The following is a 21,884-nucleotide window of genomic DNA, read 5'->3' on the forward strand; positions in this document are numbered from 1 at the left end:
CGGTGGGTTCCTCGGTTGCGTTGAGATTCGCAAACCGACCCTAACCGGAGAATCGCCGGTGGCCGCCGCAAGCCGCTCGCTCGCTACGGCGCTATGAAAAGCGCGCGTCGCGAGCGGCTTGCTCCCGAACTGCTACACCACCAAAGGGGGCACGATCTCACTCGAAACGATATTTGCTTCGGCGCCTGTTTCCACGCTACCGCACTTCGGGTGAGCAATCACTCTGCCCGCCCCCGATCAGGCCACACGCGCCTGATCCAAGTGTCGGCGAGCGTCGGCCGAGCTATCCGGTCATGTTCGTACGGCCAGCGGGGTTCCGTCACAAATCATTATTGCAGGCCGGTTTCTGCTATGATCGCGGATCATTGTCGCGTCGCAGATTTTTTTGCGAATCCCCGAGCCTGCGGGAATTGACGGAGGGCTCGCCTTCGCCGCGCAGCGCGCGCGACGACATAGAGGCGGCGGCCGGTCTGCGTTTTGAGCGCCGCCGATTCGCGGCGAATAGCGGAGGACGAGACGAGCTTCATTGCTCTCGATCGGCGCGATATTTCTCCCAGCCGGCGGCGCGCAGGCGACAGGCCGGACATTCGCCGCAGCCATGGCCCCAGTCGAAGCGCGCGCCGCGCTCACCGAGATAGCAGGTGTGGCTCTCCTCGACGATGAGCCGCACCAAGGGCTCGCCGCCCAATTCCTCGGCGAGCTTCCAGGTCGCGGCCTTGTCGATCCACATCAGCGGAGTGAGAATCTCGAGCGGGCGATCCATGCCGAGCGACAGCGCCGTCTGCGTCGCGCGGATCGTCGCGTCGCGGCAATCGGGATAGCCGGAATAATCGGTCTCGCACATGCCGCCGACGAGCTGGCCGATCCCGCGCCGATAGGCGAGCGCCGCGGCGAAGGTGAGAAAGAGAATGTTGCGTCCGGGCACGAAAGTATTGGGCAGGCCCGAGGCGTCGAAGGCGATCTCCGCCTCGCGCGTCAACGCCGTGTCGGAGATGGCGCCGAGCGCTTCTATCGTGATGGTGTGATCCTCGCCGAGCCGCTCGGCCCAGAGCGGGGAGATGCGCTTCATCCCCTCCCGCAGCACGCCGCGTTGCTCCAGCTCGACGCGATGACGCTGGCCGTAATCGAAGCCGATGGTCTCGACGCGCGCGAAGCGCGACAGAGCGAAGGCGAGGCAGGTGGCGGAATCCTGGCCGCCGGAGAAGAGGACGAGGGCGGAGTCGGAAGAGGAGGCGTCAGTCACGGACATGCTCCTTTTTGGTGACGGGTATCAGTCGCTCGCGTTCGAGACGCATCGCATCTCGACCAGGGCGTCGATCAATTGGCTTTCGAAAGCAGCGAATGACGACAGGCGCCGCAACTGGTCGAGAGACTGTCGCTGCGCGATCGACGCATATAATTGCTGCACGTCGTCCGATCGACGTCGACTCCCTCTCACTTTGATCACCGCCTCGTGCAAATTTAACTTAGGGTCTTTCAACCGCTCGGCTGCTCTCGGCTCCGATGGCAGCCCGATCGACTCGGGGGAGCCGGTATAGCCGAGCGCCGATGTCACAGCGGCGCCGTCGGATAAAATCCAAGCTTCCGTCTCGTGTCGGGGAGCTATGACGACGCAACGGCGCGGCGGCCATTCGCACCGGCGCTCCATTGCCAGACACAGAGCGCAAGATCGCGCACCCATGTTCGCTTCGAGGCTTCGTCCACCCGTGTCGGAATGGACGAATATGATTTGGAAAGCGTCTTTTGCCTTACACGCTTGTTGTGCCACCTCGTCGATGACGCGTCCCGCGAGCCGAACGGCCTGCATTTCAGGAATCTCTATCTTTTGCAAAGGTGATCGCTTTTCGAACGCTCCTTGCAAAGCCCACGGTATCAGCACCTCGAAATAGGCCCGATCCGAGGCGCCTTCGCAATGCGCCACCCAGCTCAAATAGATCATGCGGCATCGCTGACGTGCTGTAGAAGCTGCTCGATCTCGAACCGCGTCAATGTCGTTTCGTGATCGAAGAAATCTCCACTCGGCTTGATCCCAGAGCGCATACGCGTCCGCGTCGACCGGAAGCCCGTTGCGGGGTCGAGCGTCACGACACTGTCCGACGCGACGAGTTCCCCGTCTTTGAGCGCCGCCATCACCTTGGGCGAATGTGTATTGATGATGATTTGAAAGGAAGGCGTTTCAGAGCTCGACGAAAACGCCGCCGCGTCACGCAAGAACTCGACTAGCATCGGCACGCGGCCCTCATGCACCCCGTTCTCGGGTTCTTCGAAACAGAGCGTGCCGCGCCTCTCGGGATCATTCAGCACCGTCAGCACGGCAAGCAATCGTAGAGTGCCGTCAGAAATGACGCGCGAGCTGAACGTTTGACTACCGGCGAACTCCAGATTGAAGGAATATTGCCGGCGATCCGTATCCGTCGTCACGCTCAAACGATGGACCGACGGGATAAGCGAAGCGAGATCTGCCGCGATGTCCGAAAGAACGCCGTCCGGACGTTGCTTCGTAGAAGTATCTTCCTTCAGCGCCGCCAACGCAGCCGCGAGGTTCGATGCATCTGCTTTCAGCTTACGATCTTCGAAGCGGTCGTTGACGCTCCTCGCCGCTTGCGGATTTATTTCCAAAAATCGCACGTTCGCCAAAGCATCGCGAAGCGCATATAAATGCGGAAACTCCGCTGTCGAGATCGTTGAAAGCGCGGTTTTTGTTGCCTCTCGCAGAGAAAACCGAAGAGGCTTGCCATGCTTCTGCGGACCGTCTTGACGCACCTCGACAGCGTCCCCATTCAACCGGATAAAAGGATTTACCGTCGAATTATATTTAAGCTTTATCGATTTTAGAAATACTGCTCTATCATCCCTTCTTCTCATGGCCGAACAACGCTCTTCTTTTACAACAACCCCCCTCGGGCTCCCATCCGCATTACGAACGATGCCGAGCCTCAATTCGTAGCGGAGACGTTGCGCGGTTATGTTATATTTTGTTCCGAACGCGTCCATCCCCTCGCGCGGGAGAAGCACCTCGACCGCAAACGACATTTGCTCGAAATCTCGGGCCGGCGTTTTCCGAAACAACTCTTCCGGCTCCCCTCGGAGGTCTTTCATCGCCGTTCTGATGTCGTTGCTCGCAAGCAATGAGAGGAAGCGTAATGCATCGAAGAGGTTCGACTTTCCGCTCGCGTTCGCCCCGACGACCGCGGTGAAGGGCTGCAGGTCCAAGCCGAAATTTTCGAAGCTTTTGAAGCCGTCGATTTCGATCCGCGTCAGCATATATCAGTTACCCGATGAGGTCGCCCGAGCGTACACGCCTCGCGCCAGATCAAATCGCAAGGCGCGAAAGGTCGATCAGACCGCTAATCAAGGCAATAGCACATTATGCCTATTGTCGTTACCCTCTCACGCCGCCGCATTCCGCCTGCGCTCGGCGCTCGCGTAATGCTGCGCCTCTTCCTCTTCCTCGAATTTCGGCAGCGCGTTCATCACGCGCTCCGGCGGGAAGACGACGATCGCCTCCGTGCCCTCGCGCACTCTGGACTTCAGCTTGAACAGACCGCCATGCAGATCGACGAGGCCTTTGACGATCGGCAGGCCGAGGCCGGTACCCTCCTCCGCATTCTTCTGGGCCAGCGTGCCGCGGCCGAAGGAGGACATGACGACAGCGATCTCTTCTTCTGGAATGCCCGGCCCGGTGTCACGGATCGCCACATATTGGCCGCCGGCGCTGGTCCAGCCGATCTTGAGCGTCACCTGCCCGCCCTGCGGCGTGAATTTGATGGCGTTGGTCAGGAGATTGAGCACGATCTGCCGCACCGCGCGCTCGTCGGCCCAAATGCGCGGGAGGTCGGGCTCCTTGGCCTCGATCATCTCTATGCCGCGCTTTTGCGCGCGAATGGTCAGCAAATGGCGGCAATCCTCGACGACGCCGGCCAGCGAGACGCTCTCCTCCTTGAGCTCGTAGCGGCCCGCCTCGACGCGCGAGAGATCGAGAATCTCGTTGATGAGCATCAAGAGATGCTGGCCGCTCGAGTGAATGTCATTGGAGTAATCCTTATAGGCCGCCACCGCATGGACGCCGAACAATTCGTTCTTCAGCACCTCCGAGAAGCCCAGTATGGCGTTGAGCGGCGTGCGCAGCTCATGGCTCATGGTGGCGAGGAAGCGCGATTTGGCGAGATTGGCCTCCTCCGCGCGGCGACGCGCCTCGTCGGAATTGGCCTTGGCCTGCTCCAGCTCGCCGATGAGATCGTCCTTCTCGATGCGAAAGAACAGGCCCTCGCGCGTCACATGATGAACGCGCTTGGCCAGCACGACGAAAAACACCTGCGCCGCGCCGACCAGCGCCAGCAGCGAGAGACTGGTGTCCTCCATTCCGTCTATGCGCAGGCAGGCGACGATGGCGAGCGAAATGGGCGTGATCGTCGCATAGACGGCGAAAGGTATGGTCGCCGTGACCATAGTGTTGAACGCCGCCGCCAGCATCAGCATAGCCGTCACGAAAGCCTTGGCGTTGGGGTCTTTCGCCTGTAGCAGCAGCAGAGCCATCGCCGCCCAGACGAGGCCGTGCAAAAATTCCGCGGCGACGAACTTGCTGCGCCAGCCGACCACATTGATCTCGTCGTCCAAGAGACGCTCGAGCTTCTTGGCGAGGCCGTAGCACAGCAGCAGGCTCGAAAAGGCGAGCACGGTCCAAATGATGACGAGCTCACCCTCCATCCAATAGCGGGTCAGCGCCGCCACCATGGCGATCAGCGCCGTGGCCGGCACGGCGGAATGAATGCGCGCGGAGGCGTAGGCGCGCAGCAGGCCGACGTCGCAGCCTCTATGACCCGTGTCCGAAGAGGTGAGCCGCTCGCGCGCTTGACGCACTTTGGCGCTGCGGCGGCGACGCTCTGCGAGCGCGCGGGGGTCCTTGCCCCGGCCGCGCTCGATCATCTCGGCGGTTATGTCATTCATGATACGCTGGGACCCGAAAGCAACGGCGACTCGAGGCATTCCATCGACGGCCCCAGACGGGAAACGTCGTCACGACCCTTTCCAGAAGCCGAAATAAATCTCTGCAATCTAGGCGTCAGGTCGAGCGTCGCCGATAATGGGGCGGAAACGTTAACGGGGGACTCACGACATTTGTCGAATTCGATGGATTATCCGCCCGAGCGAGCGCTGAATTGAGCTTTTCCACCGCGAACAAATCCGCTCTCGCCGCGCTCGTCTCGGGCGTCGGCGCCTGCCGCATTTGCGTCGAGCGGCCGCAGGGCGCGCCTTTGCCGCATGAGCCGCGGCCGGTGCTGCGCGTCTCGCCACGAGCCAGGCTGCTGATCGCAGGCCAGGCGCCCGGAATGCGCGTGCATCGCTCCGGCCTTCCATTCGACGATCCGTCCGGCGACCGGCTGCGCGATTGGATGGGCGTCGATCGCGAGACTTTCTACGACGTCTCCCGCGTCGGCGTCGCCGCCATGAGCTTCTGCTTTCCGGGCTATGACGCCCATGGCGGCGATCTGCCGCCTCGCCGCGAATGCGCGCCGCTCTGGCATGACGCGCTGTTTGCGGCTCTGCCGCAGGTGGAGACGATACTGGCCGTCGGCAAATATGCGCAGGCCTATCATCTGCGCCGGCTCGGCGTGGCGCTGCGGGCGGGTGCGAGCGTCGCCGAAACGGTCGGCCGCTGGCGGGAATTTTCGGCGCTTTCGCCGAAGGTCGTTCCGCTGCCGCATCCCTCCTGGCGCAACACAGTCTGGCTGAAGCGCCATCCCTGGTTCGCGGAGGAGCTTTTGCCGGCGGTGCGGGCGGAGGTAGCGCGCCTCGTCCTATAGAGCTTCGACCGCCGACAGGACCGCGCGCGCCAAAGCCTCGACCGGTTGCGAGGAATCGAGGCGCAGAATCGGAGCCGTCCGGGAGCCGAGCCACCTCTCGTGCGCGACGCGACTGCGTCGATCCACGCCGGCCGTATCATAGGCGGCGGCCCAGGCGAAGAATGCCGCGCTCGCCTTCGCCATGTCGCCGCCGGGCTCGATGCGCGCGCCGTAGCGTTCAAGCTCGCGCCGGCGCAGCCGATCCATCCGAATCGCGGGGTCGAGCCGAAGAAAGACGATCAGCTCGTAAAAAGGCTCGATTGGCGCCGCCCAGCCGATCGCCGAGCCGGAAAACACCCAATTTCCCGTCGCTGGCGTGAGCTCCTGCAGCAGAGCGAGCCGTTCCGACAGAGGCCGCGGCGCGACGAAGGGTGGGTCGGTCGGCGCCCAATAGAGCCGGTCCGAGTCTATGTGCGGAACGCACAACAGATCGGCGATCCTGGCGCCGAGCGTCGAGACGCCGGATCCGGACGCGCCGAATATGTGAATTCGCGGCATTGTCCGTTCTCCCCTCTGTGCACGGCGATCCTTGTCCTGTCGACGGCGCCGGAAACCTCGCGCTCGGCCGATTCCCCGCGAGGCGAAAATGCTCTATGGTCCGCCCGTTTCGCGACCCTATGGAGCGGCCATGCAAAGCTTCGACCTTCGTTTCACCCGTCGCGCCGCGCTCGCCGCGGCGGCTTCCGCCGTCCTCGGCCTCTCTGCGCCCGCCTTCGCCGACAAGGCGCCGAGCGGCAAAGTCCCGGTCGAGGAGCTGATGGCGCCCAATGCTCTGCCGGATATCGTCGAGGGCAAGGCCGACGCGCCCGTCACCATCGTCGAATACGCCTCCATGACCTGCAGCCATTGCGCGGCCTTCCACAAGGACGTCTATCCGACGCTGAAGAAGAATTTCATCGACACCGGCAAGGCGAAGTTCATTCTGCGCGAGTTCCCGCTCGATCCGCTCGCGACGGCGGCCTTCATGCTGGCCCGCAACGCCGGCGAAAAGCGCGACGCGGTCGTCGATCTGCTCTTCGCCCAGCAGAAGAACTGGGCCTTTGTCGACAAGCCGCTCGACGGCCTGGCCAATGTGCTGAAGCAGACCGGTCTCGGCCAGGAGAAATTCGAGGCGACGCTCAAGGATCAGCAGCTCTACGAGAATGTGAGCAAGGTGCGCGATCGCGCGGCGGAGAAATTCGGCATCAATTCGACGCCGACCTTCTTCATCAACGGCGAACGCTACAGCGGCGAGATTCCCGCGGCCGACTTCGACAAGATTCTGTCCGAGAAGGCGAAGTCGTAAAGCCCCGCGCGAGGCTCGCGACTTCTCACACCGACCTCTCGGCGCCGACCAGGCCGGCGCCGATGGCGAGCCAGACGAGATGCGCGTCGGTGCGGGCGCCCATCTTGGATTTGATCTGATAGTGATAATTCTGCACCGTCTTGGCGCTGAGATTGAGCGCGCGCGCGATCTCGTCGGTCGTGCGGCCGGAGGCGACGAGACGGAGAATCTCCGTCTCGCGCGGGCCGAGATCGTCGAGCGGGGAACGGCCCTCGGCGAGGCGCTCCGCCGCTATCTCCCGCGCAATGTCGTCGCCGAGCGCGCGGCCCCCGCGGGCGACCGTCTCCACCGCGCGCACCAGCTCCACCGCCTCGCCGCCCTTGGTGACGAAGCCGCTGGCGCCGGCCTCGAAAGCCTTGAGCGCATAGGCCGCGGCGTCATGCATGGTGACGACGAGAATCCGCGCTTTCTTGTCCCATTGGCGGATATGGCGCACCGCCTCCAGCCCGCCGGCGCCCCCGGCGAGCTGCAAATCCATCACCACGACATCGGGCGAAAATTTGCGATAGGCCTCATAGGCCGTCGCGGCGCTGTCGGCCTCGCCGACGACGCGAAAGCCCGGCTGACGCTCCAGCAATCGGCGATACCCCTCGCGCACGATCGGATGATCGTCGACGAGCAGGACCGAGACGCCGCTCACGCCGCGCGCCCGAATGCGCTGGCCGCCGCGTTGGAATTGGCCGGCGCCAGCGGAATGCGCGCCGCGACGCAGACGCCGTGCGCGGCGCGATCGATGGAGAGGCTGCCGCCGAAGGCGGAGACGCGCTCGCGCATTCCGAGCAGGCCATGGCCGGCGGAAAAATCGATGCGCGTCGGATCGCCCTCGCCGTCGTCCTCCACAGTGAGCGCGACGAAACCGTCATTGGAGGCGAGCCGCTCCACGCGCAAGAAAACCTCGCTCGGCCGGCCGTGGCGCATGGCGTTGGTGAGGCATTCCTGCGCGATGCGGAAGACGCTGGTGGAGACCGCGGGCGGCACGCCGGCGAGATCGCCCATCAGATCGAGATGCACGACCGCGCGGGGCGCCGTCTGCGCGTTCCAACCGGCAACGAGCTGAACGAGGCAGGCCTCGAGACCCAGCTCATCGAGATCCTGCGAGCGCAGCCGCGCCAGCGCCTCGCGCAGAGTCATCGTCATGCGCCGCGCCACCTTGCCGATGGAGCGGGCGTCGGCGGCGAGATCGGGCCGGTCGGACGCCCCCGCCTCTATCGCCGCGGCGAAGGCGCTGGTCGCCGTCAGGCATTGGCCGAATTCGTCATGGAGATCGCGCGCGAGAGCGCGGCGCTCCTCCTCCTGCACCTCGAACAGCCGCTTGGTCAGCGCGACGCGCTCCGCCGTCGTCTGCGCCAATCGCTCGGCGAGATCATTGGCGGCGCGGGCGATGAGGCCGAACTCTCCGCTGGTGAAGGATTTGATGCGATGGCGATAATTGCCGTTCTTGAGCCGTCGGAGCCCGTCGACGATCGTCTGCGTCGGCGCCAGCGCGTGGAAGATAGCGAGCGCCGCCAGCAAGCAGACGCCGATCGCCATGGAGGCGGCGACTCCGGCGACGATGGAGATTTCACGCCAGGCCTGCCGCACGGCGGCTCCCTGATCGGCGCGCGCAACCACCGCGCCCGTCTCCGGCTGGCGCACGGTGAGCGGCCGCGACACCGGCGCGGGCGCGCCGAACAAAAGATCGAAAGCACGGGCGAACCACTGCGGCGCCTCGGCGCCGACGCCGTCCATCTGGACGCACAAGACGCGCGGCTCCTCCGTTCCCGGCGCGAAAGTGATGCAGACGCCCGGCGAGACGAGCTTCACCGTCGAAAGCGACTCCCAATTGGGAATGGGCAGAATATTGTCGCGGCGAAGACTGCCGCGCCAGAGAATCTCCCGCCAGAAGAGATGCTCGAGCTCATGAGCGACGCGCTCGGCCGAGGCCTGCGTCTCCGCGCGAATGGAGCGATTGGCGTCGTCCATCACCCAGCCGATGGCGAGCGCGAGGCAAAAGCCCACAATGGCGACGAGGCGCATGATGAGGCGAATGATCAATTGCATCGGGCTTCGCTCCGGCTTGTCTCCCAGCATCGCCGAGTAAAGCAGGAATCGCCTTCACCGCCAATGCGATCCGCAGGAAGCGCCGCGCTCGCCGGGAAATATCGGGCAAAATGCCCGGCGCAGAACGGTCCCTGCGCTCTTCTTCGGCGCGTGCGCCGCGCGCGACGGTCGCGCCCTCCCCGACCAGGGGCTTTGGAGATTCGACGATGAAACCGCTTTCGATCCGGGCGCGCCTGCCGTCGCGCAATGCTTTTATACTCGCCTTCGCGACCTTGCTGCTGGGCATGGCGCTCGCCATCGCCTGGGTCTTGGGCGTCACTTTGTTCTACCCCGACGGCGAGCTGGCGCGGGCGATCCACCGACGCGACGATCTTATCCGCGCCCATATCGATTATCTGATGATGGCCCAGTTCGTGTTCGTCTTCGGGCTGCTGTTCCGCCAATACGCCATACGGCCGCCGATCTGGATGATCGTCTCTATCTGTTTTGGAACATTCAATAATCCGCTCTCCTTCGCGCTGCGGGCGCTGAGGCCGAAGATCGATCCGGCGACGCTGCCGCCGGTCGAGCCGCATTTTCCGCTGATCGCGGGTGTGAGCTTCACTCTGACAACAGTGGGATTTCTGACGGCCGCCTTCCTCGCCGTCCGCGCGGCGTGGCGGGCCGGCGACGCGGCGGCGACGGTCGCTCGGAGCCTCGAGCGAGCCGAGTAACTCCGAGCGCGAAGCGAGCCTTAGAGGCTCGCTCTCGCTTATGCCGTCACACCAGCCGGCTCTGCGCCTTGGCTGCCTCGATGAAGCTGGCGAAGAGCGGATGCGGCTCGAAGGGCCGCGACTTCAGCTCCGGGTGATATTGCACGCCGATGAACCAGGGATGGTCGGGAATCTCGACCGTCTCCGGCAGCACGCCATCCGGCGAGGAGCCGGCGAAGGCGAGGCCATGCGCCTCCAGCCGCTCGCGATAGGCGTCGTTCACCTCATAGCGATGGCGATGGCGCTCGGAGATGTCGCAGCGGCCATAAATGGCGGCGATGCGCGAGCCGGGCTTCAAATGGGCGGGATAGGCGCCGAGGCGCATGGTGCCGCCGAGATCGCCGCTCGCCGAGCGCTGCTCCAGCGCATTGCCGCGCAGCCATTCGGTCATCAGGCCGACGACGGGCTCCTCGCAGGGGCCGAATTCAGTCGAATTGGCCTTCTCTATCCCGGCGAGGGCGCGCGCCGCCTCTATGACCGCCATCTGCATTCCAAAGCAGATGCCGAAATAGGGGACCTTGCGCTCGCGGGCGAAGCGGGCCGCGAGAATCTTGCCCTCGGCGCCGCGCTGGCCGAAGCCGCCGGGCACGAGAATGCCGTTCACATGCTCGAGATGCGCCGCCGGATCGGAGCTCTCGAACACTTCCGATTCGATCCAGTCGAGATGGACCTTCACGCGATTGGCGATGCCGCCATGCGCCAGAGCCTCGATGAGGCTCTTATAGGCGTCCTTCATGCCCGTATATTTGCCGACGACGGCGATCGTCACCTCGCCTTCGGGATTGTTGACGCGCTGTGTCACCGCATTCCAGCGGCTCATATCGGGCTTGGGCGCCGGGTCTATGCCGAAGGCGGCGAGCACCTGGGCGTCGAGCCCGGCCGCGTGATAGGCGCGCGGAACGTCATAGATATGGGCGGCGTCGCGCGCCTCGATCACGGCGCTCTCGCGGACGTTGCAGAAGAGGCCGAGCTTGCGGCGCTCCTCGCGCGGAATCTCGCGATCGGTCCGGCAGAGCAGAATATCCGGCTGAATGCCGATGGAGCGCAGTTCCTTCACCGAATGCTGCGTCGGCTTGGTCTTCAGCTCGCCGGCGCTGGGGATGAAGGGCAGCAGCGTCAGATGGATATAGACGCAATGCTTCTCCGGCAGCTCATTGCCGAGCTGGCGGATCGCCTCGAAGAAGGGCTGGCCCTCTATGTCGCCGACCGTGCCGCCGATCTCGATCAGCACGAAATCGACATGATCATTGCCCTCGAGGGCGAAGTCCTTGATCGCGTTTGTGACGTGAGGAATCACCTGGATCGTCGCGCCGAGATAGTCGCCGCGCCGCTCCTTGGCGATGATGTCCTGATAGATGCGCCCGGTCGTCACATTGTCTTGGCGACAAGCGGGACGGCCGGTGAAGCGCTCGTAATGGCCGAGATCGAGATCGGTCTCGGCGCCGTCGTCGGTCACGAAGACCTCGCCGTGCTGGTACGGGCTCATCGTGCCAGGGTCGACGTTGAGATAGGGATCGAGCTTGCGCAGTCGCACGGTGTAGCCGCGCGCCTGTAGCAGCGCTCCGAGCACCGCAGACGCCAAGCCCTTGCCGAGTGAGGAGACCACACCGCCGGTGATGAAGATGTACCGCGCCATGGGGTCTTACGCTTATCGCCTCGGGATCGATTCGGAAAAGGTTTTTTCGTCGGCCGGCGGGAATTCCACCGGCGCGTTCTCGCGTCGAAGCTGCGAAGGGCGGCCCTGCGGCCGCCCGCGCCTCACTTCTCCTCGGCCGGAGCCTTGTCGGAACCCTCGGGAGCCTTGATCTCGGGAGCCGCGGCCTCGGGCGATTTGGAGCCTTCCGCGGTCGGCGGAGTCGCCGGAGCGGTCTCGACCGGAGCGGCAGGCGGCTCGGCGGCGGGCGGCGTCACGCCCTGGCGCTGCTGCTGGGCGCGCTGCAGCTGATCGAAAATGCTTTCCTTCTTCTCCGCCGGAGCGGGAGCAGAAGCGCCGGGAGCCGAAGAGCCCGGAGCCGGCGCGCCGGCCGGCGGCAGTTCCTTGAATTCCAGCTTGGCGGGATCGAAACCCTCGGGACCGCGCTCCCAGGCCGGAAGGACAGTGAGGGCGATGCTGGTCAAAAAGAAGACGGCGCCGAGAATGCCGGTCGCGCGCGTGATCGCATTGGCTTGGCCGCGGCCTGTGAACAGGCCGCCGCCGCCGATGCCGAGCGCGCCGCCCTCCGACTTCTGATAGAGAATCAGAACGACGAGAGCGACCACCACCATCAGGTGGATGACGATGATAACCTGCTGCATGAACCGCTGTCTCCCGGCGCTTCGGTTCCGCCCGCCCCGCGGCCCGCGCATATTCTGTCGCGGGCCTTCTACACCAATTTCACGGGCCTAGGGAAGGGGCCGCCGCCGGGACGGGGTCAATAGACGTTGCCGTCCTGACCCTTCCAACCCTTCGGGCTCTCGTCGAAGCGGGTCTCGTCGTTGAAGTCGATCTTGGCGCCGGGCTCTATATATTGCCGGTCCTTGATCTCCTGATTGGAGACCGTGGTCGAATAATATTTGCTCGCCGAGCAGCCGGCCTTGACCGCGCCGGCCTCGTCCGGCTTGCAGTCGAGATTGGCGCCCTTGGGGAATTCCGCCGAGCCGGTGAAGTAGAATTCGACGGCATGGTGGCCGGCGCCCTCGACGTCCAGCCGCCAGAAGCGCGACACGTCGAACTTCACCACTTTCGCGTCCGGATCGAATTTCTTCTTCAGCCGGTTCTCGAACACCGAGCGGGCGTTGTCGGCGGTCGGCTCGCAGGAGAAGAGGCAAAAGGCCTCGGCGCGGCCGGCGGTGAGCGCGGCCGCGAGCAGAGCGGCCGCCACGATCTTCGATGTCGACATGAAACGCGTCTCCTCTTTTCGTTTTTTCGTTTTTTCCTTCGCTCCCGCCGAATGGGGTCGGCGATGAGCGGGGCTCCTTATGGGGCTCGGACCGCAGGCTGCACGGCCGTCGCGATCCCGGCAAGCCGGCCGCCTCGGACAGATTGTCGCATCACGATGGATTTCTCCGCGATGTTGCCTTGCGCCGGCCCGCGCCTTATTGACGGCGCAACCCCGCGAACCAGAGATAGAGAGGATTTCATGGCCGCCTACAAGCTCCTTCTCCTGCCGGGCGACGGCATCGGTCCGGAAATCATGGCCGAGGCCGAAAAGCTCATCGCCTTTCTGAGCGCCGCCGGCGTCGCCTCTTTCGAGACGGAGAAGGGCCTCGTCGGCGGCTCCGCCTATGACGCCCATGGTCAGGCGATCAGCGAATCCGACATGGCCCTGGCCCAGAGCGCCGACGCCGTGCTGCTGGCCGCCGTCGGCGGGCCGAAATGGGACGGCGTTCCCTATGACGTGCGCCCCGAGGCCGGCCTCTTGCGCCTGCGCAAGGATCTCGCCCTCTTCGCCAATCTGCGCCCCGCCATCTGCTATCCGGCGCTGGTCGACGCCTCCTCGCTGAAGCCCGAACTCGTCGACGGCCTCGACATCATGATCGTGCGCGAATTGACCGGCGGCGTCTATTTCGGCGAGCCCAAGGAGATCATCGATCTCGGCAATGGCCAGAAGCGCGGCGTCGACACGCAGGTCTATGAGACCTATGAGATCGAGCGCATCGCTCGCATCGCCTTCGAGCTCGCCCGCAAGCGCTCCAACAAGGTCACATCGTCCGAGAAGGCCAATGTGATGAAGTCCGGCCTGTTGTGGCGCGAGGTGGTGACCGCCCTGCACGCGCGCGAATATTCCGACGTGCAGCTCGAGCATATGCTCGCCGACGCGCTCGGAATGCAGCTGGTGCGCCGGCCCAAGCAGTTCGACGTGATCGTCACCGACAATCTCTTCGGCGATCTCTTGTCGGACGTCGCCTCCATGCTGACCGGCTCGCTCGGAATGCTGCCCTCCGCCTCGCTCGGCGGCGAAGACGCCGCCACGGGCAAGCGCAAGGCGCTCTACGAGCCCTGCCACGGCTCCGCGCCGGACATAGCCGGCAAGGCGCTCGCCAATCCGATCGCCATGATCGGCTCTTTGGTGATGGCGCTGCGCTATTCCTTCGGCCTGATCCCGGTCGCCGACGCGATCGACAAGGCGATCGCCGATGTGCTGGCCGCCGGCCTGCGCACCGCCGATATCGCCGGGCCGAACGACAAGCCCGTCTCGACGAGCCAGATGGGCGACGCGATTCTGGCCGAGCTGAAGAAGACGCTGGGGTGACGACGATCGCGAGAAGGAACGCGCCTCGGCGCGTTCCATTGCGGTCGACTTTTTGCGCCCTGTCGCGTGCGGTAATTAACGACAATTGCTCGCGCAAAGTAATTTGACTTGCGAAATCGAAAGAGGGCGCCGAATGCGAGGGCGTAGCGTATATCTCGACATCGCCTGCTCCACCGTTACCGTTGCGGCGATTCTATCGATTGCGTTCGGCGCGGCCTCTCACGCCGAAACCGCAGCCAATTCTACGCCGCCGCGCGCCGGTTCGTGCTGGGACGGAGCGATATCACAGCGCGATATGACCGACTGCGCGATGAACGACTTTCGCGCCGCTGACGAGAAGCTGAACAAATCGTATCGAGCTGTGGCGTGTCATCTCGATCCGCCGGAAAAGGCCAAGCTCAGAGCGGCGCAACGAGCGTGGATCGCGTTTCGCGACTCGGATTGCGCCTTCTGGGGTGGCGGCGGCGGCTCGATCGCTCCAATGAACGAACTACTGTGCCGGGCGCAACTTTCCGAAGCGCGAGCAAAGGAACTCGATGGCTGGCCTCCGAATGCGCCACGCGACGCCCTTGCGCCCTGCGAATGAGACGCGGCAAGATCATCGACTGCCATAGAAGAGGATTTCTGCGACGATCCGAATCAAGTCCCGTCCGGGCGAGATCCTCCGCCGAGAAGTTCATGCAGCGCCTCGGCCTCGCACCCACGCGCTCGCGAAAACGCTCGGCGTGCCGGGCGATGGCTTGCAGGTCGCCTCGCTCGTCGATCTCGTCGCGACGAAAGAGTCTTTGCGCCGGCTCCGATCGGCGAGGTTCGTCGCCGCTGATTTCCTCGCTACGTCTCCAGCGGCGCTCTCAGTCTAACAATTTTCCTCTGTTCAATGATGCTCATGGTAGCCGCGGCCGGAGGGCCTCGGCGCAGGGCTTTTCGTGCTCTTCATTCCTTCGTGCCGCGACGCCTCTGCCGGTCGACCCTCGACGTCGTGAGCCACGGTTCCTTCCAGAAACTTGTACGGACCCGGGTCTTTGTAATCATTGCGCGCCAGCCCCTCTCGGATTTTCATGAGCGTGAACATGCCGCCCATTTCGATGGGCCCGAATTGGCCCGTTCCGGTCATCATGGGAAGCGCATTATCCGGCCCCGGCATGTGCATCGACGCCATGTCGCCCATACCGGACGAGCCCATGGGCATGTAATCCGGAACCAGCTTGGCAATCGCTTTGGCAACTCTGGGGCTCTGCTTTGCTCCGATGAACGTTCTCAAGTCATGGCCCATGGCGTTCATCGTGTGATGCGACTTGTGACAATGCAAAGCCCAGTCGCCCGGATTGTCTGCGACGAGCTCGAAGGCGCGAATCGTTCCGACGGGGACGTCGACGGTCGCTTCGGGCAATTGCGCCGATCGAGGAATCCAGCCCCCATCCGTGCCGGTGACGTAAAAATGGTGGCCATGCAGATGAATCGGATGATTTGTCATGCTGAGATTGCCCATCCGCACGCGCACGCGATCGTTCAAGCGCACGACGAGCGGATCGATGCCGGGAAAGACGCGATTGTTGAATGTCCACATATTGAAGTTCGTCATCTCCACGACCTTCGGCACATAGGTCCCGGGATCGACGTCATAGGTGGCCAGCATGAAGACGAAATCTCGATCGACTCTATGCTGCTCGGGATCGCGCGGATGGACGACGATCATTCCCATCAAGCCCATCGCCATCTGCACCATTTCGTCCGAATGCGTGTGGTACATGAAGGTCCCGCTCGTCTTCAGCTCGAATTCATAGACGAAGGTCTTGCCCGACGGAATGTGAGGCTGCGTGACGCCGGCCACGCCGTCCATGCCGTTCGGCAACAAAATTCCATGCCAATGGACCGAGGTCGGCTCCGGCAGCTTGTTCGTCACGAAAATGCGGACCTTGTCGCCTTCGACCGCCTCTATGGTGGGACCCGGCGATTGACCGTTATAGCCCCAAAGATGCACTTTCATCCCGGGCGCGAACTCGCGCACGACCGCTTCCGCGACGAGATGGAACTCTTTGACGTCCTCCTTCATGCGCCACGGCAAGCTCCATCCGTTCAACGTCACGACGGGTTGGTATTCGGGACCATTCGAGGGGAACAGCGGAGGCTGTGTCTCCGCGCTCTTCGCATAATGCGCCTCCGGAATGCTCGCCGCCTGCGCACGGCCGCTCAGGGCGGCGACGCTCGCAAATCCAGCCGCGGCGCCGATGAAGTTCCTTCGAGACATCATTGTCTGTCTTCCCTCATGCGTCACTGGCCGATAGCATCCATCCGCAATACGGGCGCCTCTTCGACTCGCGTTTCGACGCCGCCGATGACCGCGGCCCGAAGATCGGCGTTGGCGAGCCAGAAATCCCGTTTGGCCTCGATCGCCGCGATATTCGCCATTATCCTCTGGCGCACCTCGGCGAGCAGCGGGAAGACGTCGATCAGCATCGCATTGTAGCGCCGCAGGCTCTCATCCATGATGATTTTGCGCAGCGGCGAAATCTCGCGCTGATAATGATTCGCTATGTCCCATGCGGAGCGATAGGTCCGGTAAGCGAGACGGGCTTCCGACCGAACTTCGACCGCTTTTGCGGCGAGGCGGTTGAACGCCTGCAAAAAATTCTGCTCCGCCTCGCGCGTGCGCGCCTCGCCAAAGTCGAAAATCGGAATTTCGATCGTGGCGCCTGGGCCAAAAACCCTGAATCGAACACGCTCGGTGTCGATCGTCCCGTCGCTCGAAACTCTGGTGACGATTTCCCGAGTGTCTTTGTAGATGCCGGACAATTGGAAGACATTGACGAAGCGGGTGGATTCGACGAGCCCGTACGACTTTGCGAGCGCGTCGAGTTCTATGCCCGCCACGAAAAGATCGGGCCGCCGAGCCACCGCTTCTTGCTCCACCATGGGCATGCTCTTTGGACGAGAGGGCGGAGGCGGCAGGGAGCCGGGAAGCTTGAAATCGAGATCGGCGCCCCACAGGCCCAGCGACCGGATCAGCTGTTCGCGCTCCGCGATCGAGCGCTGGCGAGCCTTCGCGAGCTGGGCGGTAAGATCGGCGTAGAAGACTTGCTCGCGCGCCTGATCGAGCTTGTTCATCGCGCCGGTTTCGCCCAAGGCTCTGGCGAGCTGCGCGGCCGATGCGGCCGTCGAATTCGCTTTGGTGAGAAAAGCGACGAGCTCCTGCGCCGCGACGGCGCGATAATAGTCTTTGCGCGCTCGGGTCGCGAGCCGGAGCGTTTCCTCGGCGGCGCGCAGCTGCGCCTGATGAAATCGATCTGCAGCGATTTCCGCCCGCGCCGGCAAAGTCGCCAATGCGAGAATATCGGCGGCGATGATCGCCTCGAGCTCCAATTTCAATGGTCCGGCGATCCGCGAAATGGAAAAGCTCGGGTTTGGCGGGAGGATCGCTTTCACCATCGCCGCTTCCGCGGAGCCCAATACATTATACGCCGCCTGAAGGCCACGATTGTCGAGCAAGGCGATTTGCACCGCCGAGTCCGCGGTCAGCGCGCGCGAGAGCAGAAGCTCGACACGAGCCCGAGCGGACACGGCGTCTTCCGGCGTGCGGATCGCCAGCACATCCTTTTCGAGCGGACCACCGGCGATGCCCGCTACAATGCTCATGCCGCCGTCGTCCGAAAAGCCGACGCAAGCGGAAAGCGTCATGGCGGAGAGCAGCGCCGCGCCGGCTCGAAGCCTCAGACCACTGTTCCGCCACCGTCGCAGCGTCGATAGAGAGCATGGGAGCCGTTTCAATGCTCATGCTCCGAACCGCCGTGATGCGCTCGCTCCGATGATCGGGTCAGTTGCGCATTTTGCTCTTTCCAGGAGCCCGGCTGGATCGGCCGTTGGCTGACATACGAACCGACCGTAGATCGATAATATGTAGCGGGCGCAGGCGCTCCGGCGTCGAACGGTTCAGGGGCGACGAGCGGTGGTTGAATTGGCGCGCAGCCATGCGCTGCTCCAACGATCAACGAAGCAGGGCCGAGTTTCCCGAGGATGTAGATAAAGAATAAATTCTGTCGCTTCGGCTCAGCGGCGGAAGCTCGTGCGCGCGACGACATTGAGAGACCTCGGTCGCAGGGGATTCTTACGCCAGCCACCGAATCACTACAAAAAACGCTAACTCGCTCGAGCAGGGAAAAGCTATTGGTCGCTTCACGAACCCTTCGGGCGGCGCGTCGGCAGGCGCGCGCTGAAGAACAGTGTCATGCAGGGCATGGCGACCGCTCGTTCGTCGAAATCTTCTTTTTCGTTCCTCGTCGGGCTGGCGCGATTCGTCGCTAAGCGGTTCGCCCTCGGCCGCCACCCGGCGACCAAGCTGTCGAATGCGGCGATTTCCGCCCCTATATTCCCCTTACGACGTCGCTGATCGTCAGCGTGGCGCTCAGCGTCATGTTCTGGTTTTTCAGTCGGTGAAGTCTGCGCATTCTAAGTCGTAGCGGCGATTTAGGGGTTCTCCATGGCCCATGAACATGCCCATGAGCACGCCAACCGACACTCTCGCGAGGAGCATCTGCATTCTCCGGCGAGGGCGGCGCCCAGGGAACAGCGCGGCCGAGGCGCGTATCCAGAGGTGATCTACACCTGCCCGATGCATCCGCAAATCCGTCAGCCGAAGCCGGGCAATTGCCCGATCTGCGGAATGACGCTCGAGCCTGTCGTCGCAAGCGCCGAGACCGGGCCGAGCCCGGAGCTCGTCGACATGGCGCGGCGCTTCTGGATCGGCCTCGCCCTCGCCGTTCCTGTCCTCGCTCTGGAGATGGGCGGACATTTTCTCGGCCTGCATCGATTGCTTTCACCGCAGACCTCCAATTGGATTCAATTCGTTCTCGCGACACCCGTCGTTCTGTGGGCCGGGTGGCCGTTCTTCGAGCGGGCGGCGCGGTCCCTCGTGACGCGCAATCTCAATATGTTCACGCTCATCGCAATGGGCACCGGCGTCGCCTGGGCCTATAGTGTGCTGGCCACTTTTGTCCCGACGCTGTTTCCGCCGGCCTTCCGCAACGCGGATGGCTCGGTCCCGATCTATTTCGAGGCCGCCGCGGTCATCACTGTCCTCGTTCTGCTCGGACAGGTGCTGGAGCTGCGCGCGAGGGAACAGACCGGCGGCGCGATCCGCGCTCTGCTCGATCTCGCGCCGAAATCCGCGCGGCGCGTCGCCGCCGATGGATCGGACGACGATATTCCGCTCGAGCAAGTCGCAGTCGGCGATCGGCTCCGCGTGCGCCCTGGCGAAAAGATCCCCGTCGACGGCGAACTACTCGACGGCCGCAGCTCGGTCGACGAATCTCTGGTCACGGGCGAGTCGCTGCCGGTGTCTAAAAACGCAGGCGACAAAGTCATCGGCGGCGCGCTCAACCAGAGCGGCGGCTTCGTCATGCGCGCCGACAAGGTCGGCCGCGACACGATGCTGGCGCGCATCGTCGAGATGGTCGCCGCGGCGCAGCGCAGCCGCGCGCCGATCCAGCGGCTCGCCGATCAGGTCTCCGGCTGGTTCGTTCCGGCCGTCATCGGCGTTGCCCTCCTCGCCTTCATAGCCTGGGCCATCTGGGGACCGGAACCGCGCATGGCCTATGGCCTCGTCGCGGCCGTGTCCGTCCTCATCATCGCCTGCCCCTGCGCGCTAGGCCTCGCGACGCCCATGTCGATCATGGTCGGCGTCGGACGCGGCGCGCAGAGCGGCGTACTCATCAAGAACGCCGAGGCGTTGGAGCGCTTCGAGAAGATCGACACTCTCGTCGTCGACAAGACCGGCACGCTGACCGAAGGCAAGCCTCGCGTGACAGACGTCCGACCAACGGCCGAGCTCGCCGAGAATGATCTACTGCGTCTCGCCGCCAGCCTCGAACGGGCGAGCGAGCATCCGCTGGCGCAGGCGATCGTGCAATCGGCGTTCGCGCGCGGGCTCGAGCTCTCCGAAGCGAAGGAGTTCGATTCGCCGGTCGGCAAAGGCGTGACGGGCGTGGTCGATGGTCGATCGCTGATTATCGGCAATCGCCGCTTCCTGGACGAGATCGGCGTCGACGCCAGCGCCGCCGATGCAGAAGCCGAGCGGCTCAGAGAAGACGGAGTCACCGCGATTTTCGTCGCCCTAGACGGCTTCGTCGCCGGCGTGATCGGCATCGCCGACCCCGTCAAGGAGACGACGCCCGTCGCCCTGCAGGCGCTGCGGAAGGATGGCGTGCGTGTCGTCATGCTGACGGGCGACAATTGGACGACCGCGCGCGCCGTGGCGAAGCGGCTCGGCATCGACGAGGTCGAAGCCGAGATTCTTCCAGAAGACAAGAGCGAGGTGGTGAGCCGGCTGAGAGCGGCCGGCCGTGTCGTCGCCATGGCGGGCGATGGCGTCAATGACGCGCCGGCGCTCGCCGCCGCCGATGTCGGCGTCGCCATGGGGACGGGAACCGATGTCGCGATCGAGAGCGCCGGAGTCACCTTGCTGAAGGGCGATCTGCAGGGCATCGTTCGCGGCCGACGGCTCTCGGCCGCGACGATGCGCAACATTCGCGAGAATCTCTTCTTCGCGTTCATCTACAACGCCGCCGGCGTGCCTGTCGCCGCCGGCGCGCTCTATCCCGCTTTCGGACTGCTGCTGTCGCCGACGATCGCCGCCGCCGCCATGGCGCTGTCGTCGGTGAGCGTGATCGCCAACTCGCTGCGGCTACGCCGATCACGCATCGACGAGCCGGCCCCTACCGACGCCCTCCGCCGCTCGGCGGGCTCGAGACGCTCGATATGGGCGGGGGCGACGGCCGCCGCGCTGGCGATCGTGGCCGTTCTGGCGTTGTGGCGCCCATGGCGGCCGGGCCTTCCCGTTGCCGAAACGCCGCCGCTTCCATCAGCGCAGTCCGAGGCGGCGCCGACGGCCGGGCTCGTTCCGACTCTCCCGACGGAGCGCTCAGCCGAAACGCAGAAAGCGGAAACGCGATCCAGCGTCGTTGCGAGCGAAGGGGTGGAGTCGAAGTTGCGCGCCTTCCTCGTCGGCGAGGCGCCTCCCGGGCGAAAAATTGCCTGGTTCGAGCTCGACGGCGTCGCTTTCGAGCCGCGCGGAGCGGCCCTGCGGCCCGCCGCGCAGACGCAATTGCGGGCGGTCGCCGACATTCTGGCCGCTCATCCTCGCGCCCGAGCGACGGTCGCGGCTTATGGCGACGCCAAGAGACTGTCGAAGCGGCGGGCGGAGGCCGTGGTCGCGGCGTTGACGCGCCTGGGTGTCAACGCCGCTCGTCTCCGCGCGCTGGCGCTCGCGTCGAAGCCCTCTGGCGCCACGGGATCGAGCGAAAATTCCGTGGCGGACAGCGGCTTGCTGCTCGGCGTGCGGCTGAAGTGAGATTTTGAAGACGAATGCGAGAACGCCGCTGATGGTAGCGGCTTCGTAGCGGCCCGGCGCAAATCAGCGGGCCAGAAAGTCATCAACTATATGAAATTAAATAATAAACTCTGTTCGTGGTAGCGGAGGAACGATACCGACTTTCCCCACAACACCCAAATATACGCTATTGCCTCCGTTGCTGCACTTGAACGCGCGGCCTCGATAGGGTGACCTTCGAAGGCGTCGATTGCCGGAAGTGATCGTGTCCCAGAGCGTGGTGTAGCTGGATCGAGGCCGACACCGGGATTTCCGGCTATGGCCGGAATGGTCAGGCGGTCACGGCGGACAGCTTGACGATCGGATCATCGC

Annotated in this window: 17 protein-coding genes and 3 pseudogenes; 8 read left to right on the forward strand and 12 right to left on the reverse strand. The window is 64.1% G+C overall.

What is annotated here, in order from left to right:
• Positions 1–523: 523 nt before the first annotated feature.
• From queC to FMZ75_RS18555, 4 genes are all read right to left on the reverse strand, one after another.
• Complete coding sequence (gene queC, locus FMZ75_RS18540) at positions 524–1,249, reverse strand: 7-cyano-7-deazaguanine synthase QueC (protein ID WP_207783517.1); 726 nt, start codon at positions 1,247–1,249, stop codon at positions 524–526.
• A 21-nt stretch (positions 1,250–1,270) separates the two neighbouring features.
• On the reverse strand, positions 1,271–1,939 hold the full coding sequence (locus FMZ75_RS18545) for a DUF4276 family protein (protein ID WP_166145122.1): 669 nt from the start codon (positions 1,937–1,939) through the stop codon (positions 1,271–1,273).
• The gene (locus tag FMZ75_RS18550; RefSeq protein WP_142863431.1) at positions 1,936–3,264 is read right to left on the reverse strand and encodes an AAA family ATPase; all 1,329 of its coding nucleotides are present in this window, start codon (positions 3,262–3,264) and stop codon (positions 1,936–1,938) included. The genes FMZ75_RS18545 and FMZ75_RS18550 overlap by 4 nt, the downstream gene beginning before the upstream one ends.
• A 126-nt stretch (positions 3,265–3,390) precedes the next feature.
• On the reverse strand, positions 3,391–4,947 hold the full coding sequence (locus FMZ75_RS18555) for a HAMP domain-containing sensor histidine kinase (RefSeq protein ID WP_108915305.1): 1,557 nt from the start codon (positions 4,945–4,947) through the stop codon (positions 3,391–3,393).
• Positions 4,948–5,159: 212 nt separating this feature from the next.
• Between FMZ75_RS18555 and FMZ75_RS18560 the strand changes: the two genes are divergently transcribed.
• A complete protein-coding gene (locus FMZ75_RS18560) occupies positions 5,160–5,804 on the forward strand; it encodes a uracil-DNA glycosylase family protein (protein ID WP_166145125.1) in 645 nt (214 codons plus the stop codon).
• Here FMZ75_RS18560 and FMZ75_RS18565 read toward each other — a convergent pair.
• Positions 5,799–6,341 (reverse strand): adenylate kinase, encoded by a 543-nt coding sequence (locus tag FMZ75_RS18565; protein ID WP_166145128.1) that lies wholly within the window; start codon positions 6,339–6,341, stop codon positions 5,799–5,801. The genes FMZ75_RS18560 and FMZ75_RS18565 overlap by 6 nt on opposite strands.
• Before the next feature lie 130 nt (positions 6,342–6,471).
• On the opposite strand from FMZ75_RS18565, the gene FMZ75_RS18570 reads away from it, so the two are divergent.
• The gene (locus FMZ75_RS18570; protein WP_108915308.1) at positions 6,472–7,128 is read left to right on the forward strand and encodes a DsbA family protein; all 657 of its coding nucleotides are present in this window, start codon (positions 6,472–6,474) and stop codon (positions 7,126–7,128) included.
• Between the two features lie 25 nt (positions 7,129–7,153).
• On the opposite strand, the gene FMZ75_RS18575 is transcribed toward FMZ75_RS18570, so the two are convergent.
• A complete protein-coding gene (locus tag FMZ75_RS18575; RefSeq protein WP_108915309.1) occupies positions 7,154–7,807 on the reverse strand; it encodes a response regulator transcription factor in 654 nt (217 codons plus the stop codon).
• Positions 7,804–9,207, reverse strand: coding sequence for an ATP-binding protein (locus FMZ75_RS18580; protein WP_166145131.1), 1,404 nt, complete (start codon positions 9,205–9,207; stop codon positions 7,804–7,806). The genes FMZ75_RS18575 and FMZ75_RS18580 overlap by 4 nt, the downstream gene beginning before the upstream one ends.
• A 206-nt stretch (positions 9,208–9,413) precedes the next feature.
• Here FMZ75_RS18580 and FMZ75_RS18585 point away from each other — a divergent pair, with 206 nt between their 5' ends.
• Positions 9,414–9,920 carry a hypothetical protein gene (locus FMZ75_RS18585; protein ID WP_166145134.1) on the forward strand — a complete coding sequence of 169 codons (507 nt, stop codon included), beginning with the start codon at positions 9,414–9,416 and terminating at the stop codon, positions 9,918–9,920.
• 46 nt (positions 9,921–9,966) lie between these two features.
• Here FMZ75_RS18585 and FMZ75_RS18590 read toward each other — a convergent pair whose 3' ends face one another.
• The 3 genes from FMZ75_RS18590 to FMZ75_RS18600 all read right to left on the reverse strand — a co-directional run bounded on the left by FMZ75_RS18590 (position 9,967) and on the right by FMZ75_RS18600 (position 12,838).
• Positions 9,967–11,595, reverse strand: coding sequence for a CTP synthase (locus FMZ75_RS18590; protein WP_166145137.1), 1,629 nt, complete (start codon positions 11,593–11,595; stop codon positions 9,967–9,969).
• A gap of 122 nt (positions 11,596–11,717) precedes the next feature.
• On the reverse strand, positions 11,718–12,254 hold the full coding sequence (gene secG / locus FMZ75_RS18595) for a preprotein translocase subunit SecG (RefSeq protein WP_166145140.1): 537 nt from the start codon (positions 12,252–12,254) through the stop codon (positions 11,718–11,720).
• 116 nt (positions 12,255–12,370) lie between these two features.
• Entirely contained in the window at positions 12,371–12,838 is a 468-nt protein-coding gene (locus FMZ75_RS18600; protein WP_142863438.1) for a hypothetical protein, read from the reverse strand.
• 240 nt (positions 12,839–13,078) lie between these two features.
• Here FMZ75_RS18600 and leuB point away from each other — a divergent pair, with 240 nt between their 5' ends.
• Positions 13,079–14,191, forward strand: a complete 1,113-nt coding sequence (gene leuB, locus FMZ75_RS18605; RefSeq protein WP_166145142.1) for a 3-isopropylmalate dehydrogenase — start codon at positions 13,079–13,081, stop codon at positions 14,189–14,191.
• Between the two features lie 133 nt (positions 14,192–14,324).
• A complete protein-coding gene (locus FMZ75_RS18610) occupies positions 14,325–14,777 on the forward strand; it encodes a lysozyme inhibitor LprI family protein (protein WP_166145145.1) in 453 nt (150 codons plus the stop codon).
• A gap of 288 nt (positions 14,778–15,065) precedes the next feature.
• Here the strand turns inward: FMZ75_RS18610 and FMZ75_RS18615 are convergent, their stop codons facing one another.
• Together FMZ75_RS18615 and FMZ75_RS18620 are read right to left on the reverse strand one after the other, a co-directional pair.
• Complete coding sequence (locus FMZ75_RS18615) at positions 15,066–16,442, reverse strand: multicopper oxidase family protein (RefSeq protein ID WP_166145148.1); 1,377 nt, start codon at positions 16,440–16,442, stop codon at positions 15,066–15,068.
• 20 nt (positions 16,443–16,462) lie between these two features.
• Entirely contained in the window at positions 16,463–17,824 is a 1,362-nt protein-coding gene (locus tag FMZ75_RS18620) for a TolC family protein (protein WP_246729075.1), read from the reverse strand.
• A 699-nt stretch (positions 17,825–18,523) separates the two neighbouring features.
• Here FMZ75_RS18620 and FMZ75_RS22270 point away from each other — a divergent pair.
• From FMZ75_RS22270 to FMZ75_RS21745, 3 pseudogenes are all read left to right on the forward strand, one after another.
• Positions 18,524–18,622: pseudogene (locus FMZ75_RS22270) on the forward strand (DUF2905 family protein); the annotation flags it as partial.
• Positions 18,623–18,665: 43 nt separating this feature from the next.
• Positions 18,666–20,885: pseudogene (locus FMZ75_RS18630) on the forward strand (copper-translocating P-type ATPase); the annotation flags it as partial.
• 369 nt (positions 20,886–21,254) lie between these two features.
• Positions 21,255–21,533 (forward strand): annotated as a pseudogene (locus tag FMZ75_RS21745) (OmpA family protein); the annotation flags it as partial.
• Positions 21,534–21,884: the final 351 nt, after the last annotated feature.

Source organism: Methylosinus sp. RM1, assembly GCF_011378635.1.
Taxonomy (GTDB): Bacteria; Pseudomonadota; Alphaproteobacteria; order Rhizobiales; family Beijerinckiaceae; genus Methylosinus; species Methylosinus sporium.